Origin of the sequence: uncultured Brachyspira sp., from assembly GCF_944393015.1 — a bacterium.
Lineage (GTDB): Bacteria > Spirochaetota > Brachyspiria > Brachyspirales > Brachyspiraceae > Brachyspira.
On record NZ_CALXYQ010000002.1, the window covers coordinates 136,547 to 153,790 of the forward strand.

Sequence of the window (17,244 nt, forward strand, 5' to 3'; positions counted from 1 at the left end):
TCAATAAATTTAAAAAACATTGGGTGGGTAGCTAAAATAACAGCGACAGTTAAAAAGAAATATAAAGCATAAACTACAGGTATAAGTGGAAAACCTAAAGGGTGGGATTATATAGTATATTCTTTATATTTAAAGTAAATTAAGCCTTTTTTCTATGGCTATTCCATAAACTCTATCGTCATTGTCTTTTATAGATGCTTCAACACAATCATATATAAATTTTGTAGATTTTTTTAGAGCAGTTTCTATACTATCACCTTTTAATATATATCCCAACAAAGAAGAACCAAAAGCATCTCCTGTACCAGGTATGCTTATATTTATTTTAGGATAATAGCTTGTTATTATATTGTTATCTTTATAGCATAAGCATCCTATGTTTTCTTCTTTTGAAACGCTTGTAACTATTACTGTTTTAGGTCCCATTTCAGAGAGCTCTCTAGCCATATCCTTAACTTCTTCTTCATTGTATTGTAGAGAAGGATCTTTTCCTAATAGTATAGCTAATTCTGTTATATTAGGAGTTGCTATATTGGCATATTTTATTAATTCTTTCATAGCATTAACATGTTTATCAGACATAGAAGGGTATAGTTTTCCGTTATCTCCAAGTATAGGGTCTATTAGAATTGTACCGATATTAAAGTGCTTTATTATATCTACAACAATGGAAGGCTGTTTACCAGAAGCTATCCATCCTACATAAAAAGCATCAAAATTAGGTTTTCTTATTTTTAATTCTTCTACAATTTTTTCTAATTGCTCTGTCAAATCAAATGCACAAAAAGATTCAAAAGCAGTGTGATTTGAAAGTATAACACTAACAAGAGGCGAAACTTTTATACCAAAATGCGATAATACAGGTATATTAACTGTTAAAGATGCTTTACCATAAGAACATAAATCATTTAGAAGCAGTACATTGAAATTATTGTTCATAATCATTTAAATATAATAAGAGCTTTACTATCGGCAAGAACTTTATATCCGGCTATTTGTGCAAAGTATGCAAATTGATCAAGAGTTATATCGTATCTATCTTCAATTTCTTCCTTAGTAACTTTCATTTTTTTACCGCCGGATAAAAAAGAATTAAGTTCAAATCCGCTAGTACCGAATTTTCTTTCAACTTCTTTTTGAAATGGATTCTTTTTACCTCTTCTCATTTATTGCTCCAAATGATATATTTTTATATAATATCATATAATAGTTTTTTTTTCAAATAAATTTTACTAAAAAAGCTAGTTCATAAAATAATTCTCAATATGCTTATTATTAGTTTTGTAATAAAATTAGCTATTTAATGTTGCAGTAATATGGTTTTTATGTTATCTATTATAGATAAAAAATATATATTATATTTAATTCAAATATTATTAATTTTATTTATTTTTAAAATAAAAAACCTATTCATAAATTAATACGAATAGGTTTATATTTTAATATTAAGAAATTATTTTATTTCTTAATTAATTCTACAGTAGTTCCATCTGGTTTAGTATAAGTAGCTTTAGTCTTATCATCACTAAATGTTATTTTATGCTCTTTTATTTCTATAGGATCAGTATCATTTTCAAATAATATTTCTGATATAACTAAATTATTTCCATTTATTATAGAAGAATAATAATTTCCTGTTGTAGCGGTGTTAATGCTAGCATTGTTTTCATTTACTTGTAAAGTAATATTGCCTGCAGAATATGTTCCCATATAAGGAGTGAATAAATCTGATTTCATTAATTCATAAGAGTATTCGCTTCCATATATAAAATTTATTTGATAAACTATCCTATCTTGTTCTAATTTATAAGACATTATAATTTTATCTCCATTGTTATTATGTTCTGATTTTAAAACATTACCTTCTAATGTAAAAGTCATTCCAACATTTGTCATTCCTTTATAACCATATATATTTCCAGATTTATCTATCAAAATAGTATAATTTTTTGTTTTAACATTACCTTTATCATCAAGAGTTGGTATATAGTAATTACCAGCATATATTCCTAAATCTTTAAATTGTTTTATTACTATATAATCTTCATCTGGGATATTAAAATCTTCTTTATCAAAAATGTTTTTACCGCTGAATTTTATATGATCATCAAAAAAATTAACTTCAAGTATTGAATATATTTGATTATATGTATTACTTAATTGAGTATTTCCATTTACATTGATCTCTAATGAATTATTTAATAGAGATAAATCATTTACTGGCTCTTTATCTTCACCTATATACATATTTCCATTTTCTACTCTAAAAGCAACATGAGTATAACTTCCATTTGTGAATTCATGTTCATGATAGTATCTTCCATCATATTGTTTTAAAAAATTAGAAATTTCGGCAGGGTTTGTTATTGCCTGTTCTGTATTATTACTATTATTTGAACAACTTATAGCAAATATAATTATCGAAGCAATTAATAAAATTTTTTTAATCATTTTTTCTCCTATTTAATATAAATTAAATAAATATAATTCGATTTTATAATAGTTTAGTAAGATAAAAAAGTCAATATTTATTGCTGCTTATTTAATTCTACAGTAGTTCCATCTGGTTTTGTATATGTTGCTTTCGTTTTATCATCACTAAATACTATTTTATGTACTTTAGTACCTTCTCTTGAAGAATATTTATATATTGTTAAAGTATTTCCAATCATTACTGGGGTGTAACTATCAAATATTCCAAGAGTATCTGTAATTAGTTCTACTTTTTCAGCTTTAATAGTTAAAGTTGTAATACCATCTGAAGATTTATATATACCAGCATACGTACTAAATGAATCATATCTTTTTAAAGTTTCGTATTGTAATTGGTTATTAATCCAAGTATTACCAAATATTAATTTATAATCTTTATTTCCTTCTTTATCATAGAAATGTAATTCTTCTTTTATTGAAGTACCGCCTGTTTTTGTATATGATATTATTAATACACTATTACTTAATTCAGTTTTTGAATAATTTATTTTTAAATTCTCATCTATATATACTTGTCCGCTTTGATCTATAAGTATATAATATTTTTTAGTGTCATCATAATCATAATAATAATAGTTTCCTGAATAAGTTATCAATTCTTGTATGGGTTCTCCAATTTTTGTTTCATATCCCATAGTTGGTTTTTGATAATTTTCTCTGAGAAAGATGGCATTAGCAAAAAGATAAATATTTCCGTCACTTCCAAAATTGAATGTATACATTTCATCATTCATCTCATATCCTAAATTACCGCTTGAACCGCTTTTTTTTCCTTCTATATATATTTGAAGTTTATTTCCTAATAAAGTTTTCATTGTTGATATAACTTCTGTACTATATCCATTATATATTTTATCTGCATCTATTATATATCTTACACCAAGACTATTATCTGCATATGTAGAATAATAAACTCCATTATGTTTTTTTAAATATTCTGCTATTTGTGCTTGATCTGTTATTATCACTTCATCAGGCTTTGGATTAGGGTTTTGATTTGGATTTATAAAACTTCCGTCTCCAATATCAATTTCTTTTTTAGGATTTGGATTGGTTATTGTAGCTGAACAACTTAATATCAATAAAGATATAAATATTGTTAATAAAATTTGTTTATGCATAATTTTCTCCTAACAAAAATTATTGAAAATATAAAATGAATTTATATAGTATTTAAATATTATTTTTACGAATCTTTTAGGAAAATAAATATTATTGATGTATAGCAATATTATCATATATATAATTTACCTTACTATAATCTATGTAAAATAATATAATAAGTATATTAAAAGTCAATATTTAATATTTATTTTTTATGAACTATAATAGGTGTATTGCTAAGTTTATCTATTTTTTATAATTAGTATGTAATGTAAAGATATTAAAAAAATATGTTTTTTCTTTACAATATATTGACATTATTTTTTTATTTGTTATAATACTCTTATACATAATCAAATACTCATGAGGGAGTAATTGGCGTATTTTACGTGGCAAAGTCAACATCGCAGCTCTTAAATGGTAGAGTTTGGCAAGCCTTAATTAATGAGACTCAAGTATAAATAAATTTTTAAGGATTAATTTAATATCTTTAATGATTTATTTATGCATGAGTCTTTTTTTATGCATTTTTTCTTTTTATAAAAATAATTAATTAAATGAGAGGTAGTTTTTTATGGACAGTTTTTTAGGAAGTAAAGATGATATTCTAAAGACCCTGAATGTTGATCCTAAAGTAGGTTTAACAGAAGACGGCAGAAAGAAAAGTTTGGAAAAATATGGAGCCAACAGTTTTACAAAAGAAAAAGGCGCCACTTTGATTCAGAAAATATTAGAATCATTGAAAGAACCTATGATACTTATGCTTATATTTGCAGGTATTATAGCAATAGGTGTAAATACTGTGGCGTATTTTAATGGAGGACATGCTGATTTTTTAGAATGCTTAGGTATATTTTTGGCTATAAGTTTATCTATTACTATTACTATAGTTATGGAAGGTAAAAGTGCAAAAGCATTCGAGGCTTTAAATAGCATTAATGAAGATATTAGAGTAAAAGTTATAAGAGATGGAAATATAGAAATAATAAATCAAAAAGATTTGCTTGTAGGTGATATCGCTTTTATAGAAACAGGAAATAAACTTCCAGCTGATGGAAGACTTCTTGAAAGCGTATCTTTAAATATTGATGAATCTGCTTTAACAGGTGAAAGTGAACCGGTAGAAAAAGATGCAGAAGCATTATTATCCGATACAAAAACTCCTGTAGCTGAAAGAATAAATATGGCTTATTCAGGATCATTTGTTACTACAGGTAATGGTAAAATGATTGTTACTTCTGTAGGAGATGCAACAGAGTTCGGTAAAATAGCAAGAGAGCTTTCAAAAACAAAAAAGACTTCTACACCTTTACAAGAAAAACTTGCCCAGTTAGGCAAAAGAATAGCTATGTTCGGTATAACTGCTGCTGTAATAGTATTTATTGTACAGGTTGTTAATTTTATAAGAACAGGTAATGCTAGTTTTGATACTATTTCAGAGGCATTCATTACAAGTATAGTATTGATTGTAGCTTCAGTTCCGGAAGGACTTCCTACTATAGTTGCTGTTTCTTTGTCTATTAATATTATAAAAATGGCAAGACAAAATGCATTAGTAAAGAAGATGGTAGCTTGTGAAACTATAGGAAGCGTTAATGTTATTTGTTCAGATAAGACTGGTACTCTTACAGAAAATAAAATGACATTAAATAAATTATTTGCTAATGGTGAATATATAGAACCTGAAAATATTAAGAATGAAAAGATTATAAAAAACTTCGCTATAAACTCTACAGCTGATGTTGATTATAAAGACGGTATTGCTAAGTTTTTAGGTAACCCTACAGAATGTGCATTGCTTGTTGCTGCTAGTAAATCAGGATTTAATTATAAAGAAATAAGAGAGAAATCAAAAATTATATATGAATATCCTTTCTCATCAGATACTAAAAACATGACTACAGTTGCTAAAGTTGAAAATGAAACTATAGTATTTACTAAAGGAAGCCCTGAAAAAATAATGGCTATGTGCAGTATCAGCGATGATGAAAAAAAAGGAATTGAAAAAGCTATAGAACAATTCCAAAATGAAGCTAAAAGAGTAATAGCATTTGCACATAAAGTTGTTGATGACAATGTGGAAAATGTCAGAGAAAAACTTGAAAGCAATATGATATATGATGGCTTTGTTGCTATATCAGACCCAGTAAGAAAAGAAGTTTATGATGCTGTTGATCAATGCAGAAGTGCGGGAATAAACATAAAAATGCTTACAGGTGATAATATAGTTACTGCTACTGCAATAGCTAGAGAGTTAAAGATACTTAATGAAAATAGCATTGTTCTTGAAGCAAAAGATATTGATGCTATGGACGATAACACATTAAAACAGAATTTAAGTAAGATATCAGTTATAGCTAGAAGTACTCCTACAGTAAAAATGCGTGTTGTTAATGCCATAAAAGAAATGGGGAATGTTGTTGCTGTTACAGGCGATGGTATTAATGATGCTCCTGCTATTAAGAATGCCGATGTTGGTGTTGCTATGGGTATAACAGGAACTGAAGTATCAAAAGAGGCTAGCGATATAGTTCTTCTTGATGACTCATTTGCTACTATAGTAAAAGCTGTTCAATGGGGCAGAGGAATATATGATAACTTCCAAAGATTTATACAGTTCCAGCTTACTGTTAATTTGGCTTCTGTTGTAGTTGTTCTTATTTCTACATTAACAGGTTTGAAATCTCCATTTTCTGCAATACAGTTATTATGGATAAACATCATTATGGACGGACCTCCTGCTATTGCTTTGGGACTTGAACCTATTAGAGATAATTTGATGAAAAGAATGCCTACTAAAAGAAATGCAAGCATTGTAACTAAAAAAATGATATTTAAAATAGTATTCTCTGCCACTGTGATGATAGTATTATTTATGCTTCAAAGTAAATTAAATATACTTAATGTTGCCGATGCAGAAAAGTCTACAGTATTATTTGCTATGTTTGTAATGTTCCAAATATTTAATTCTTTCAACAGCAGAGAATTAGGATTCGATAGTGTGTTTAAATACTTTTTGAATAATAAATTAATGCTTTTAAGTATGGGAGCTACTTTTATATTACAGATATTAGCAACTCAATATGCAGGCGGATTTTTCAATACTGTACCTTTAAGTGCAAATACTTGGTTAAAAATTGTAGGTGTTTCATTTATTGTGATTGTAGCTGCTGAGATTTTTAAAATATTTGTTAGACTGATAAAGAGGTAAAATTTTTATAATAAAATTGGAATTATTTTTTAAAATAATATATAATAATTCCGAATTTATATATAGTATAAATTTAAAATATAGAGTAGATATAAGATATGGATAATATTGCTATTATAGTATTTGTATGTGTATTCATTACACTTTTGCTTATAGTAAAAAAATTTTTGTTCGGTAAATCATTAGATAAAATATCTGATATTGATAAGGTTAATAAACTTATTAGTGAAGGAAAACATGATGTTGCCTTATTAAAACTTAAAGAGATTTTAGCTAAGGATAAGCCTGGTACAAAAAGAGCAGAAATACATGCCATGATAGGTGATTGTTATGCCAGTTTGGAAGAGTATTCTTTTGCTATAGTAGAATACAGACATGCCATAGATGATGGTTATAATAATCCTGAAACTATTTTGGCATTAGCTAGAGCTTTAAATAAAATCGATAGAAAAGGCGAAGCATTAGCACAGTATCTTACACTTTTTAAGATAGATGATTATAAACTTGTAGTTGCTTTAGAGATAGGTATAATATACTATGAAAATAGACAATATGAAACAGCTATAAAATACTTTGATGAAGCATTAGATGTACAGCCTAATAACTCTGAGGCTTTAAAATATAAAGCTTATTGTTTTGTTAATATGGGCAATTTTAATGATGCTATATCTAGTATGAATAATATATATAAAAAGTTTCCAGATGATTCTTTACTGAATTATAATCTAGGAAGGGCCTATAGAGGCAGAGAAGATTACAAAACAGCTATAAGATATTATGCTAATTCTTATAAAGATAAGGAATATTCAGTTAAATCTTTATATGAAATGGGGCTTTGTTATATCAAATTAGAAAATATTGAATCTGCTATAAAAACATTGGAAAAAGCTATAAGTTATGATAGTTATGATAAGGAATTAAATTTAGCTATACTTTATACTCTTTCAGAATGTTATGATATAGTAGGAAATATCAATAAATCTATGGAGATATTGGAAAGTATAATAGTTATAGACCTTAATTATAAAGATGCTAATGAAAAACTTAACAATTATAAGGATTCTAGATACAGTGAAAATATTAAAAAGTTTTTCAGATTGGAAGGAGATACTTTTATTGATATGGCTTTAAAAGTTGTGTCAAGTATAGGGCTTATTCCGTATTCTTCTAAGATAACTGATAAAAAATATTTAATAGTTTTTGCTAAAGAAACTAATAGCCCTCATTCTCCTAAAAAGATAGTTTATTTCAGAACTTCTTATAGTCCTATATTTAATGATGAGCTTGTACATTTATATGATTATGCAGTGAATGCTAATATTGCTAATACTATGCTTATAACTTGTGCTATGGTTAGCCCTGATGCTATAAGATACGCTGCTATGTCAAGAATCGATATTGTAGGAATAAAGAGATTAGAGAACTTACTTGATAAGGCACAGCTTACAAATTTACCTGTAGGAGTAACTAGAACAGAAGAAAAACTTAATTGGATATTATAAATAATATAAATTGGTTATAGATATAAACAGCGATAGATGATAATATTCATTCTATTGCTGTTTTTATTTTAAATGTTATATTTTAATGGTTGATTTTTATTTAAAATTAATTCAAAATGATATAAAAAATTGTTATGGGATAATTAGCGGCTAAATGAAAAAGGTACAAGATTTTTATTTTAAAAAGGCAAAAGAAGAAAATTATAAAGCTAGAAGTGTATTCAAACTTGAAGAAGCTCAAAATAAATTTAAATTTATAAAGGCATCGGATACTGTTCTTGATGTAGGATGTTCTCCGGGATCTTTCAGTCAGTATATGCTTAATAAAATATTGAAAAGCGGTTCAGTTGTAGGCGTTGATATACTTCCTAATTCATTTGCTCATCAGAGATTTACTTTTATATTGGGTGATATAAAGGAGATGGATATTACAACATTTAATAATACTTTATTTGATGTTGTAGTAAGCGATGCTATGCCGAATACTACATCAGACAGAGAAACTAATCATTTTCGTTCTATTGCTTTATGCAGAGCTATATTTAATTTGGCTAAAGATGTATTAAAAGAAAACGGACATTTTTTTATAAAAGTTTTTGACGGTAAAGATTTGCAGGACTTTAAAAAAGAATTATCTGAATACTTTGATTCTGTGAATGTATTTAAACCTAAAAGTTCAAGAGATGAAAGCAGGGAAATATTTTTATTTTGTAAAAACTTTAAAAAGTTACGATAATATAAGGGGAGTAATAATGAAAAGAGAATTTGCTTTAGTATTAGAAACTTATGATAATAATGTAGCTAAAGTTGAATTGCAAAGAAGTGCAAGCTGTGACGGATGTACAATATGCAATTCTGGAAAACCTGTTGTTCTTAGGGCATTCAATAACATTAATGCTAGTAAAGGAGACAGTGTTGTTATAGAAGTAGAAGAACTAAAAAGAGGTACTAACTTTTTTGTTTATGTAATACCTTTGATTTGTCTTATAGCAGGATATTTCATTGGAGAATATATATCTAAATTATCAAATATAAATCATAATTTAGGACCTATATTTGCTTTTATTGTATTTTTTATCTATGTTATTTTAGGATTAAGAAAATTAAAAAAAGATAATAAAATAATAGCGAATATAATTTGTAAGAATCAAGTTATAGAAAATTTTAATGAAAAATAAGGCTTTATATGAAAAAAATAATACCAACTATAATAACTATCATTGCAGCATCAATCGTAACATATTTATTAATTTCTAAAGATAAACCTTATGAGGAATTATATACAATAGGTAATGATGCTGTATCATCTGTTAATAAAGTTACAGGATTGAAAGTACATCCTAAAGTAGATGACATAGAGGAAGGCGACATAAAGATATTAAATTTTTATGATGTTGATGATGTGCTTAGCTATAGTGTTAAGTATGCAAATTATCTATGGAAAAATGAAGGATATTATATTACAACAAATCATTATTTTGGAAAACAGCCTGACGGAAAGATAGAGCTAGCAAAAAATTCGTCTGAAAACGGAAGAGTTATAAGAATAAATGTGGAATGCAATACCAACAATTCATTTACAGTGATATTAAGTTTGTTAAATGGCAGTTTAATAATGAGAAACACTAATGAAATGAATACTAATAATACTATTAATACTAATGAAGTAAATGCAGTAAATACAAATAATTAAAAAATAATGTATATAAAAAGCTGATAACTTAATAAATAAAGTTATCAGCTTTTATTTTATAATAAATACTATTATATATTATCCATATTAAAATTAAGCCAATATCCTAATTCTTTGAATGATGCTTTTTCATTATCATTGAATTTTATATCAGCATTTTTATATTTGAGTATTATTTTATAGAATATATTTTCAAATGTATTTCTGTCTATAGGCATATCATTATTTGATAAAAATTTAACATCTTTAAGTACATCATATATTGTTTCTGTATTTCCTGTTTCATATAATGTATTCAAAGCATTTTTAATATTATCTCCTATTAAGCTTGATATTCCGCTGTTTGATATAAATATTCCTGCATTTCTTGCATCTTTTAAATTTTCAGATACTTCATCATAAGCATCTCTTCCTCTTTCAGAAATTTTTTCTCTAAGTATAGGTGAAGCCATAGCACCCATTATTCTTCTATAGTCATAATCAGGAGTAATGCTATTTAAATTAAAGTATGTGAAAAGTTTTCTATATTCAGGGTATATTTCATGCATTAAATGATCTAGTTTTTTTATGTCAGTTTCAAATAAGCTGTCTGCTAATTTATCTCTTATATCTGAATTTAAATCTTTTAAATACATTGTATAAACAGTGCATTTATCTAACTCATCATAATTTTCTGATATTTGTATTTGATTTTTAAATTCATGATTTTCGCTTGATGTATTAACTCTGAAATATATATCAGCAGCTATATTATCTATTAATATACCTTCTATAATATTTTTTTCTATTTTAGTTGATTTTATTTCATGTTTAAAAATATTTATATTTACATCTCTGTATTCGCTTGCTATGAGATTAAATATAAAATAGTTGATAACATAAAGTTTAGCAAATACATCAACTTTTGCTTCTTTTTCATAGAAATATCTAGCACTATGATGTTCCGGTTTATTGCTTATAGATTTTTCTAATGTTTTTAAAAATTCTTCTTGAGCCTTATCAACAAAGTCAACATTTTTATCTTTTACTAATAATCTAGCATAATGGAAAGACTGCTCTGCATACTGCATGTTTTTTATAGGCTCTAATCTTGATACATCTTCAAAGAACCAACCGCAAGATGTATATGAAAACAATGAATATTTATAAGATTCCATTAAAAATACAAATTCTTTAAATGATATATATTTACTGCATATTTCGTATAAATCTCTGGCATCTAAATCATTATATATAGCGCGTACATATTCTTCTCTTAAAGAGTTTCTAGTTTCATCAGTAAAGTCTAAGAAAGTAGCAAATAATTTATCCTGCATCTTTCTTAATATATCGAAAGCTTCACGCAAAGGACCTCTCCAAGATAAATCGCATCCGTCCCAGCCTCCGCATCCGCAGTTGCTTCTCCACCTTTCTACACCATGCGAACAGCTCCAAGAAGTTCCTCTTCCGCCTGTTCCGCTATGAAGTATAACTTCTTCTGTAGGCGGATGAATATTCAAATAATGTTCATAATTAGTTGGAGTAATATTATCATAATGAACATTCTCTTTGAAATATCTTGCCAAACACATATCAGCAAAAGGTTCATGGTGTCCGTAACTTTCTCCGTCAGTAGCTATATTAACTAGTTTTCTTTCACCATAAGCATTTCTTATTCTTTCTGCAAGTTTATCAGATGAAGTAAGCAAATGTTCAAAAGCTATTGCCTGAGATAGATAAGCATCATAGAAAAATACTGCAACTCTTTTACCATTATGTCCGTAAAGCCAATAAGGTTTTGAAGTATCTATTTTTGCTCCTGAAACATCTGTAGTTGTGATATTTTTTACATAATGTGCTTGATATGGAGAGAGTATTGTAAATTTAACTCCGCAGTCATATAAAGCATCAACTACATCTAAATTTATTGCTGTTTCAGAAAGCCATATTCCGCTTGATTTTCTTCCGAAATATTTTTCAAAATTGTATAAGCCCCATTTTATTTGCACTCTCATATCTTCTTTTTTGGCAAGAGGAAGTATTATATGATTGTAAACCTGAGCTATTGCATTTCCGTATCCAACTCTTTCTATACTTTTTTTATCTGCTTCTATTATTCTTTTCAATAAATCTTCTCTAGTTCTTGCTATATAATCAAGAAGTGTAGGGCCGAAATTAAAACTCATATATTCATAATTATTAGACATATCATTTATTCTTCCGTATCCGTCTAATATTCTTGAATATGCATTAGGACTATAACATTCATTCGTTATTCTTTCATTCCAGTCATGTGCAGGTGCGGCACTTGCTTCCTTTTGTATTTCGCCTAAAAATGGATTTTCTCTTGGGGGCTGATAGAAATGACCGTGGAGTATCAAGTATCTCATATTATATCCTAATATTATGAAGTAAGATGTTTTATGATTATAAGTATTTTGTGTATTATTGCAAGATTTTTTTACATGAAATCATATTATTTTTTCTATATAAAATATTGTATGTAAATAAATACTTGACTTTTAATTATAGTCTAATATAATATAAAATATATTCTTTTTTGTAACTCATTTTAAGGAGATAGTTAATGAACAGAGTAGTATCCTTGATCTTATTATTTTTATTGACATTAAGCACTTTTACTTATGCTGTAGATAAAAAATATATACCGAATAATGTAGATAGTGTTTTTTCTATTAATGCCGGAACAATGGCTGAAAAAGGAGAAATTAATTTACAAGATATTTTTAATAGATTTTTTATGCAGCAATATGCTGACAGATATTTAGAGTATAGAGATGATGATTTTGTTGCTGAAGTTATGACTAATAAATTAAATGATTATATAGATTTTTCTAAAACTTCAAGAATAGTTTTTTTCAATGGCTATCAGCAAATGACATTGATGTTTGATGTTAAGGATATTACAGAATTAGATAAGCTTATGATTAAAATGGCAAGTCAGGAAGATAAATTAGTTGCTGTTGCTGAAAATGCAGCTTATAGATATTTACCATTAGATGAATACAATTTGATTTCATGGAACAAAGAAATATTTTCTGTTACATTAAAACTTAAAGATAATTATTGGTATAATGAAGAATTAAATAAAGAAGATATTACTAATATAGCTAATTATGTATTTATTAATAATACTCCTTTAGAAGATGAAAAGTTTTTAGCTTTAGAAAATGAAACTAATGATTCTTATGTTTGGGCTAATTTATCTGTATTAGCTGATGAGAATTCTGATTTCGCAAAATTTTTATTCGGCAGAAGCTATGAAGGAATACCTAAAGAAGCATATAAAGATGCTATCATTACTACAAAAATAAATTTCAATAATGGAGATGCTCAAGTACTTCTTGACAGCTATACTCCTAATTATCCTTATGATAGTTTATTATTAAAAAAAGAATTAGCTGATAACATATATTCATTTGTTAATGGTGAAAATAATTACGGCTTCTTATCATTAGCATTTAATAGTAAAGAATTAGCTGGATATCTTAAAAATATTATGGGAGATATGAAGAATCTTCCATTTAAAGAAGAATTAAAAGCTCTTGAAGAAAATGGAATAGATGCTTCTAAATTTATAGAACTTTTTGGCGGAGACATATTTGTATCTGTTTGGGATGATCCTAATGCTGATACTGATGAATCACCTGCTTTACTAATTTCTGCTTCTATAACTGATACTGATACTGTTAAAGTAATATTACAGGCATTTGCTGAAGATGTTACTGATGATGTTTATACACTTGGCGGTAATTTATGCTATATAAAAGATTCTATATTATATATTTCTGATAATTCTAATGTTATAGATTCAATAATTAATGGTGAAAAACCAGCTACAGCATTATCTGCTGATAAAGTTGAAATAGCTAAAAATAATACTATGGCTTTATATTTAGAGTTTAATCCTAATTTATCATTATATGGTATAGGTGATGAATATACTGAAACTTTTGAATCAGTTTATCTAACTTCAAATATATTAGAAAGCAATCATACTCAAATGCTTTTGAAAGTAAATACAAGAGATAAAGAAAAGAATTCTCTTTCTATAATAAAATCTTTTCTTGGATTATAATACTTGTATAAATGAGATTAGATGAATATGTGCATGGCGAAGGCTATACAGAGAGCAGAGCTAAAGCACAAGATATAATACTAGCCGGTTGTGTTTTTGTTAATGGAGTAAAGGTAACTTCTAAGGCTTATAAGATAAAAGATACTGACAACATAGAAGTTGTTCAGAATATAAAATATGTATCAAGGGCTGGAGAGAAGTTAGAAAAAGCATTTTTAGAGTTTGGTATATCTGTAGAAAATAAAATATGTTTAGATATTGGAGCTTCTACAGGAGGCTTTACAGATTGTCTGCTTAAATATGGTGCTAAAAAAGTTTATGCTCTTGATGTAGGACATAATCAGCTAGTTTATAAACTTCGTAATGATGATAGGGTAGTATCTATAGAAGATTTCAATGCCAAAGATATAAAAAGAGAAATGTTTAATGATGAGATTCCATCTATAGTTGTAAGCGATGTTTCTTTTATATCAATATCAAAAATAGCTCCTATTATATTCAAAGAATTAAATGACTTAGAATTTTGGGTAACTTTAATAAAACCTCAATTTGAAGCTGAAAGGGGAGATGTATCCAAAGGCGGTATAATAAGAGATGATACACTTAGAGAAAAAATATTAAACAATGCTATTTCAAGAATAGTAGAAATAGGGTTTAAAGAAGTAAACAGAACAGTTTCGCCTATAAAAGGGGCTAAAGGCAATATAGAATATTTAGCTCATTTTGTTATTTAATCAGTCTCTATTTTATGAGTATTTCTCTGTTTATATATTTCATATTCTTTATAGAAACTTTCTACATCATTAACCATTAAATATCCTTCATCTGATATATCTAATGATTTGATTTTTAATATTTCATTGTCTATACTTTCTTTATATTCAATTCCTATCATAGAACAAATATCATTTATATTATATTGAAATTTTATTTTATTTATGCTTTTAAATAGCAGTTCTGTTTTTATTAATGCTTCTATTATTATTACAAATTTACTTACTATTTTATTTGCATTAAAAGATCTTATTCTTGAAATTGTGCTGTATACTCTCATACTCATCATTTTTACAAAGTATAATCTAAGAGTTCTGTCAGACTGCACTAAATTCATAGCATCTTCTTTTTTTATTAATTGTATAATAGAATCTTCCAAAACTATAGCTGTAGTTGAAAGATATTTATTATTTTTTGAAATAGGAGCATACCCATTAAGTACATCATCGGTAGCTAATACTCTTCTAGTTACTTGTTTGGAATCAAATATATTATATACTCCGACTTTTCCGTATTTTATTATGTATAGATTATCTTTACTTTTGAGTTCAGTATATAAACAGTAGCCTTTTTTATATTTATATATGTTTGCTTCTATATTTTCAGGTTCTTCTATTGGTTTGAGATTTTTGTATAAATTATTAAGCTCTTCTTTTCTTTCCTCATCATTAGGATTAAGCTCTATATACTTTTTATATAATTTATAAGCAGCGTCAGTAAAACCATTATTTAGATATATTTTGCACATTTCCATAATATCAAGATTTTTAGATTTGCCATGTCTGCTATAATATGGATTGTTTTCTTTATGCAAAAAGTAATAATATCTGTTAAGCCATCTTTCTATATTAATCATAAGATAATCATATATTTTATTTATAAGGCTTATAGTATCTATTTTTTCTATTTCATTGATATTCATTTCTATCACTTCTGTATCTTCCAATGCTTTTACTGTAGAAAAATAAGGCTCATTTAAAACGGCATTGAATAATCCTATAATTTCACCTTCTTTATATTCTACAGCATAATTGTCAGCGAAATAGCTATATACTACTACTCTTCCTTTTTTTATAATATAAAATGTGTATTTAGGTTCCTGACCTTCAATAAATATTGTTGCAGATTTATTAAAATTGATAGTGTTGTAATTTAACATAAATAATCCCCATATTGTTTGTAAATATTTTAATACATTTATGGGGGATGTCAATAAGTATTTTTTTGATATTCATGATATTCTTTAAAAAAGTCATTAATATTTGTTATTCTTATATATTTATCATTCATTATTTCTAATGATTTGATTTTTTTTAAATTATTAAGAATATCATTTATGTTTAATTTTACAGAGTTTTCTATATCATAAATAGTATAAGTTAATACAGTTGTGTTTATTTCCTCAAATAAAGTTTCTGTTTTTAATAGTGCAGAGATTATTATAAATAATTTTGAAAGAGTGTTTGTTTCTTCTAATGCTTTTATTTTGGATAATATATTTATTACTTTTATTGACATCATTTTTATATGATAACTTCTAAGATGCTTATCTTTTAATATCATTTCTATAAATTCTTCTTTAGTTACCACTTTTATATAAGAAGTTTCCAAAGCCACAGCTGAAGTTAATAAAGGTTTATATTCTAATTTTGGTTCATATCCATCAAGAACATAATTTTTTTTGTATATATCTTTTAGAAGCAGCTTTCCATTTATAATATTGTATATTCCAACTCTTCCGGATAATATTATATATAAATGATTACTTGCTTTGAATTCTGTATATAAACAGCATCCTTTTTTATACAATAATATATTTGAAGTAAATGTGCTTGGATTATTAGCAGGAGGAAGTTTTAATAGTTCTTTTTTAGCATATTCTATATCATTTTTATCTTCTGATGTTTCTATATAGTTTTCATATAATTTATGGGCAACATCAGGAAGATCATTTTTTAGGTATATTTCTGCCATTGTAAAAATATTTTCTTTATAATACAAATCAACTTTATTTTTTACTAAAATTATATAATAGCGGGATAGCCATGTTTCTAATGTAGTATTAAGATAATTATATATTGTTTTTATTAGATCATTATTTGTAATATTGCTTATATCAGATAGAGTTAATTCCAAAACCTCAACATCTTCTACAGCTTCCATAGTAACAGAATATGGTTCGGATGCTGCCAGATTAACTAGCCCTATAATATGTCCAACATTATAATCTTTATCATGATTACTAGAATTTATTGCATAACATCTAGCTTTGCCTTTTGTTATTATATAAAATGAATCCTTTGGAAAATTGCCTTCCTCATATATAAAAGATGATTTTTGGAATTTAATAGTGTTGTAATTATTCATATTATTATAAAACTAATTTTTT

Annotated in this window: 14 protein-coding genes; 7 read left to right on the forward strand and 7 right to left on the reverse strand. The window is 26.5% G+C overall.

The window, feature by feature from the left end; genetic code table 11:
- Nucleotides 1-129: 129 nt before the first annotated feature.
- The 4 genes from Q0K19_RS01540 to Q0K19_RS01555 form a co-directional block, all read right to left on the reverse strand.
- Complete coding sequence (locus Q0K19_RS01540) at nt 130-939, reverse strand: pyridoxamine kinase (RefSeq protein ID WP_297244876.1); 810 nt, start codon at nt 937-939, stop codon at nt 130-132.
- Between the two features lie 2 nt (nt 940-941).
- Nucleotides 942-1,166, reverse strand: coding sequence for a hypothetical protein (locus tag Q0K19_RS01545; protein WP_297244877.1), 225 nt, complete (start codon nt 1,164-1,166; stop codon nt 942-944).
- 292 nt (nt 1,167-1,458) lie between these two features.
- Nucleotides 1,459-2,451, reverse strand: a complete 993-nt coding sequence (locus Q0K19_RS01550; protein ID WP_297244878.1) for a hypothetical protein — start codon at nt 2,449-2,451, stop codon at nt 1,459-1,461.
- A 77-nt stretch (nt 2,452-2,528) separates the two neighbouring features.
- Nucleotides 2,529-3,614 (reverse strand): hypothetical protein, encoded by a 1,086-nt coding sequence (locus Q0K19_RS01555; protein WP_297244879.1) that lies wholly within the window; start codon nt 3,612-3,614, stop codon nt 2,529-2,531.
- A gap of 557 nt (nt 3,615-4,171) precedes the next feature.
- On the opposite strand from Q0K19_RS01555, the gene Q0K19_RS01560 reads away from it, so the two are divergent.
- The 5 genes from Q0K19_RS01560 (at nt 4,172) to Q0K19_RS01580 (ending at nt 10,003) form a co-directional block, all read left to right on the forward strand.
- Nucleotides 4,172-6,808 (forward strand): calcium-translocating P-type ATPase, PMCA-type, encoded by a 2,637-nt coding sequence (locus Q0K19_RS01560; RefSeq protein ID WP_297244880.1) that lies wholly within the window; start codon nt 4,172-4,174, stop codon nt 6,806-6,808.
- Nucleotides 6,809-6,906: 98 nt separating this feature from the next.
- A complete protein-coding gene (locus tag Q0K19_RS01565; protein WP_297244881.1) occupies nt 6,907-8,310 on the forward strand; it encodes a tetratricopeptide repeat protein in 1,404 nt (467 codons plus the stop codon).
- Nucleotides 8,311-8,464: 154 nt separating this feature from the next.
- Complete coding sequence (locus Q0K19_RS01570) at nt 8,465-9,046, forward strand: RlmE family RNA methyltransferase (RefSeq protein WP_297244882.1); 582 nt, start codon at nt 8,465-8,467, stop codon at nt 9,044-9,046.
- 16 nt (nt 9,047-9,062) lie between these two features.
- Nucleotides 9,063-9,488, forward strand: a complete 426-nt coding sequence (locus Q0K19_RS01575) for a SoxR reducing system RseC family protein (RefSeq protein WP_297244883.1) — start codon at nt 9,063-9,065, stop codon at nt 9,486-9,488.
- Nucleotides 9,489-9,496: 8 nt separating this feature from the next.
- Complete coding sequence (locus tag Q0K19_RS01580) at nt 9,497-10,003, forward strand: hypothetical protein (RefSeq protein WP_297244884.1); 507 nt, start codon at nt 9,497-9,499, stop codon at nt 10,001-10,003.
- Between the two features lie 71 nt (nt 10,004-10,074).
- On the opposite strand, the gene Q0K19_RS01585 is transcribed toward Q0K19_RS01580, so the two are convergent.
- Entirely contained in the window at nt 10,075-12,372 is a 2,298-nt protein-coding gene (locus tag Q0K19_RS01585) for a DUF3536 domain-containing protein (protein ID WP_297244885.1), read from the reverse strand.
- Between the two features lie 197 nt (nt 12,373-12,569).
- Here Q0K19_RS01585 and Q0K19_RS01590 point away from each other — a divergent pair, with 197 nt between their 5' ends.
- Nucleotides 12,570-14,081 (forward strand): DUF4836 domain-containing protein, encoded by a 1,512-nt coding sequence (locus tag Q0K19_RS01590; RefSeq protein ID WP_297244886.1) that lies wholly within the window; start codon nt 12,570-12,572, stop codon nt 14,079-14,081.
- An 11-nt stretch (nt 14,082-14,092) separates the two neighbouring features.
- On the forward strand, nt 14,093-14,815 hold the full coding sequence (locus Q0K19_RS01595) for a TlyA family RNA methyltransferase (protein ID WP_297244887.1): 723 nt from the start codon (nt 14,093-14,095) through the stop codon (nt 14,813-14,815).
- Here Q0K19_RS01595 and Q0K19_RS01600 read toward each other — a convergent pair.
- Together Q0K19_RS01600 and Q0K19_RS01605 are read right to left on the reverse strand one after the other, a co-directional pair.
- Nucleotides 14,812-16,014, reverse strand: coding sequence for a cyclic nucleotide-binding domain-containing protein (locus Q0K19_RS01600; RefSeq protein WP_297244888.1), 1,203 nt, complete (start codon nt 16,012-16,014; stop codon nt 14,812-14,814). The genes Q0K19_RS01595 and Q0K19_RS01600 overlap by 4 nt on opposite strands.
- A gap of 50 nt (nt 16,015-16,064) precedes the next feature.
- Nucleotides 16,065-17,222, reverse strand: coding sequence for a cyclic nucleotide-binding domain-containing protein (locus Q0K19_RS01605; RefSeq protein WP_297244889.1), 1,158 nt, complete (start codon nt 17,220-17,222; stop codon nt 16,065-16,067).
- Nucleotides 17,223-17,244: the final 22 nt, after the last annotated feature.

Bases quoted from the DNA above. Each gene is read 5' to 3' on its own strand.
- Q0K19_RS01545 (WP_297244877.1), bottom strand. From the start codon at position 1,166: ATGAGAAGAGGTAAAAAGAATCCATTTCAAAAAGAAGTTGAAAGAAAA.
- Q0K19_RS01585 (WP_297244885.1), bottom strand. From the start codon at position 12,372: ATGAGATACTTGATACTCCACGGTCATTTCTATCAGCCCCCAAGAGAA.
- Q0K19_RS01555 (WP_297244879.1), bottom strand. From the start codon at position 3,614: ATGCATAAACAAATTTTATTAACAATATTTATATCTTTATTGATATTA.
- Q0K19_RS01540 (WP_297244876.1), bottom strand. From the start codon at position 939: ATGAACAATAATTTCAATGTACTGCTTCTAAATGATTTATGTTCTTAT.
- Q0K19_RS01550 (WP_297244878.1), bottom strand. From the start codon at position 2,451: ATGATTAAAAAAATTTTATTAATTGCTTCGATAATTATATTTGCTATA.
- Q0K19_RS01580 (WP_297244884.1), top strand. From the start codon at position 9,497: ATGAAAAAAATAATACCAACTATAATAACTATCATTGCAGCATCAATC.
- Q0K19_RS01590 (WP_297244886.1), top strand. From the start codon at position 12,570: ATGAACAGAGTAGTATCCTTGATCTTATTATTTTTATTGACATTAAGC.
- Q0K19_RS01595 (WP_297244887.1), top strand. From the start codon at position 14,093: ATGAGATTAGATGAATATGTGCATGGCGAAGGCTATACAGAGAGCAGA.
- Q0K19_RS01575 (WP_297244883.1), top strand. From the start codon at position 9,063: ATGAAAAGAGAATTTGCTTTAGTATTAGAAACTTATGATAATAATGTA.
- Q0K19_RS01560 (WP_297244880.1), top strand. From the start codon at position 4,172: ATGGACAGTTTTTTAGGAAGTAAAGATGATATTCTAAAGACCCTGAAT.
- Q0K19_RS01565 (WP_297244881.1), top strand. From the start codon at position 6,907: ATGGATAATATTGCTATTATAGTATTTGTATGTGTATTCATTACACTT.
- Q0K19_RS01600 (WP_297244888.1), bottom strand. From the start codon at position 16,014: ATGTTAAATTACAACACTATCAATTTTAATAAATCTGCAACAATATTT.
- Q0K19_RS01570 (WP_297244882.1), top strand. From the start codon at position 8,465: ATGAAAAAGGTACAAGATTTTTATTTTAAAAAGGCAAAAGAAGAAAAT.
- Q0K19_RS01605 (WP_297244889.1), bottom strand. From the start codon at position 17,222: ATGAATAATTACAACACTATTAAATTCCAAAAATCATCTTTTATATAT.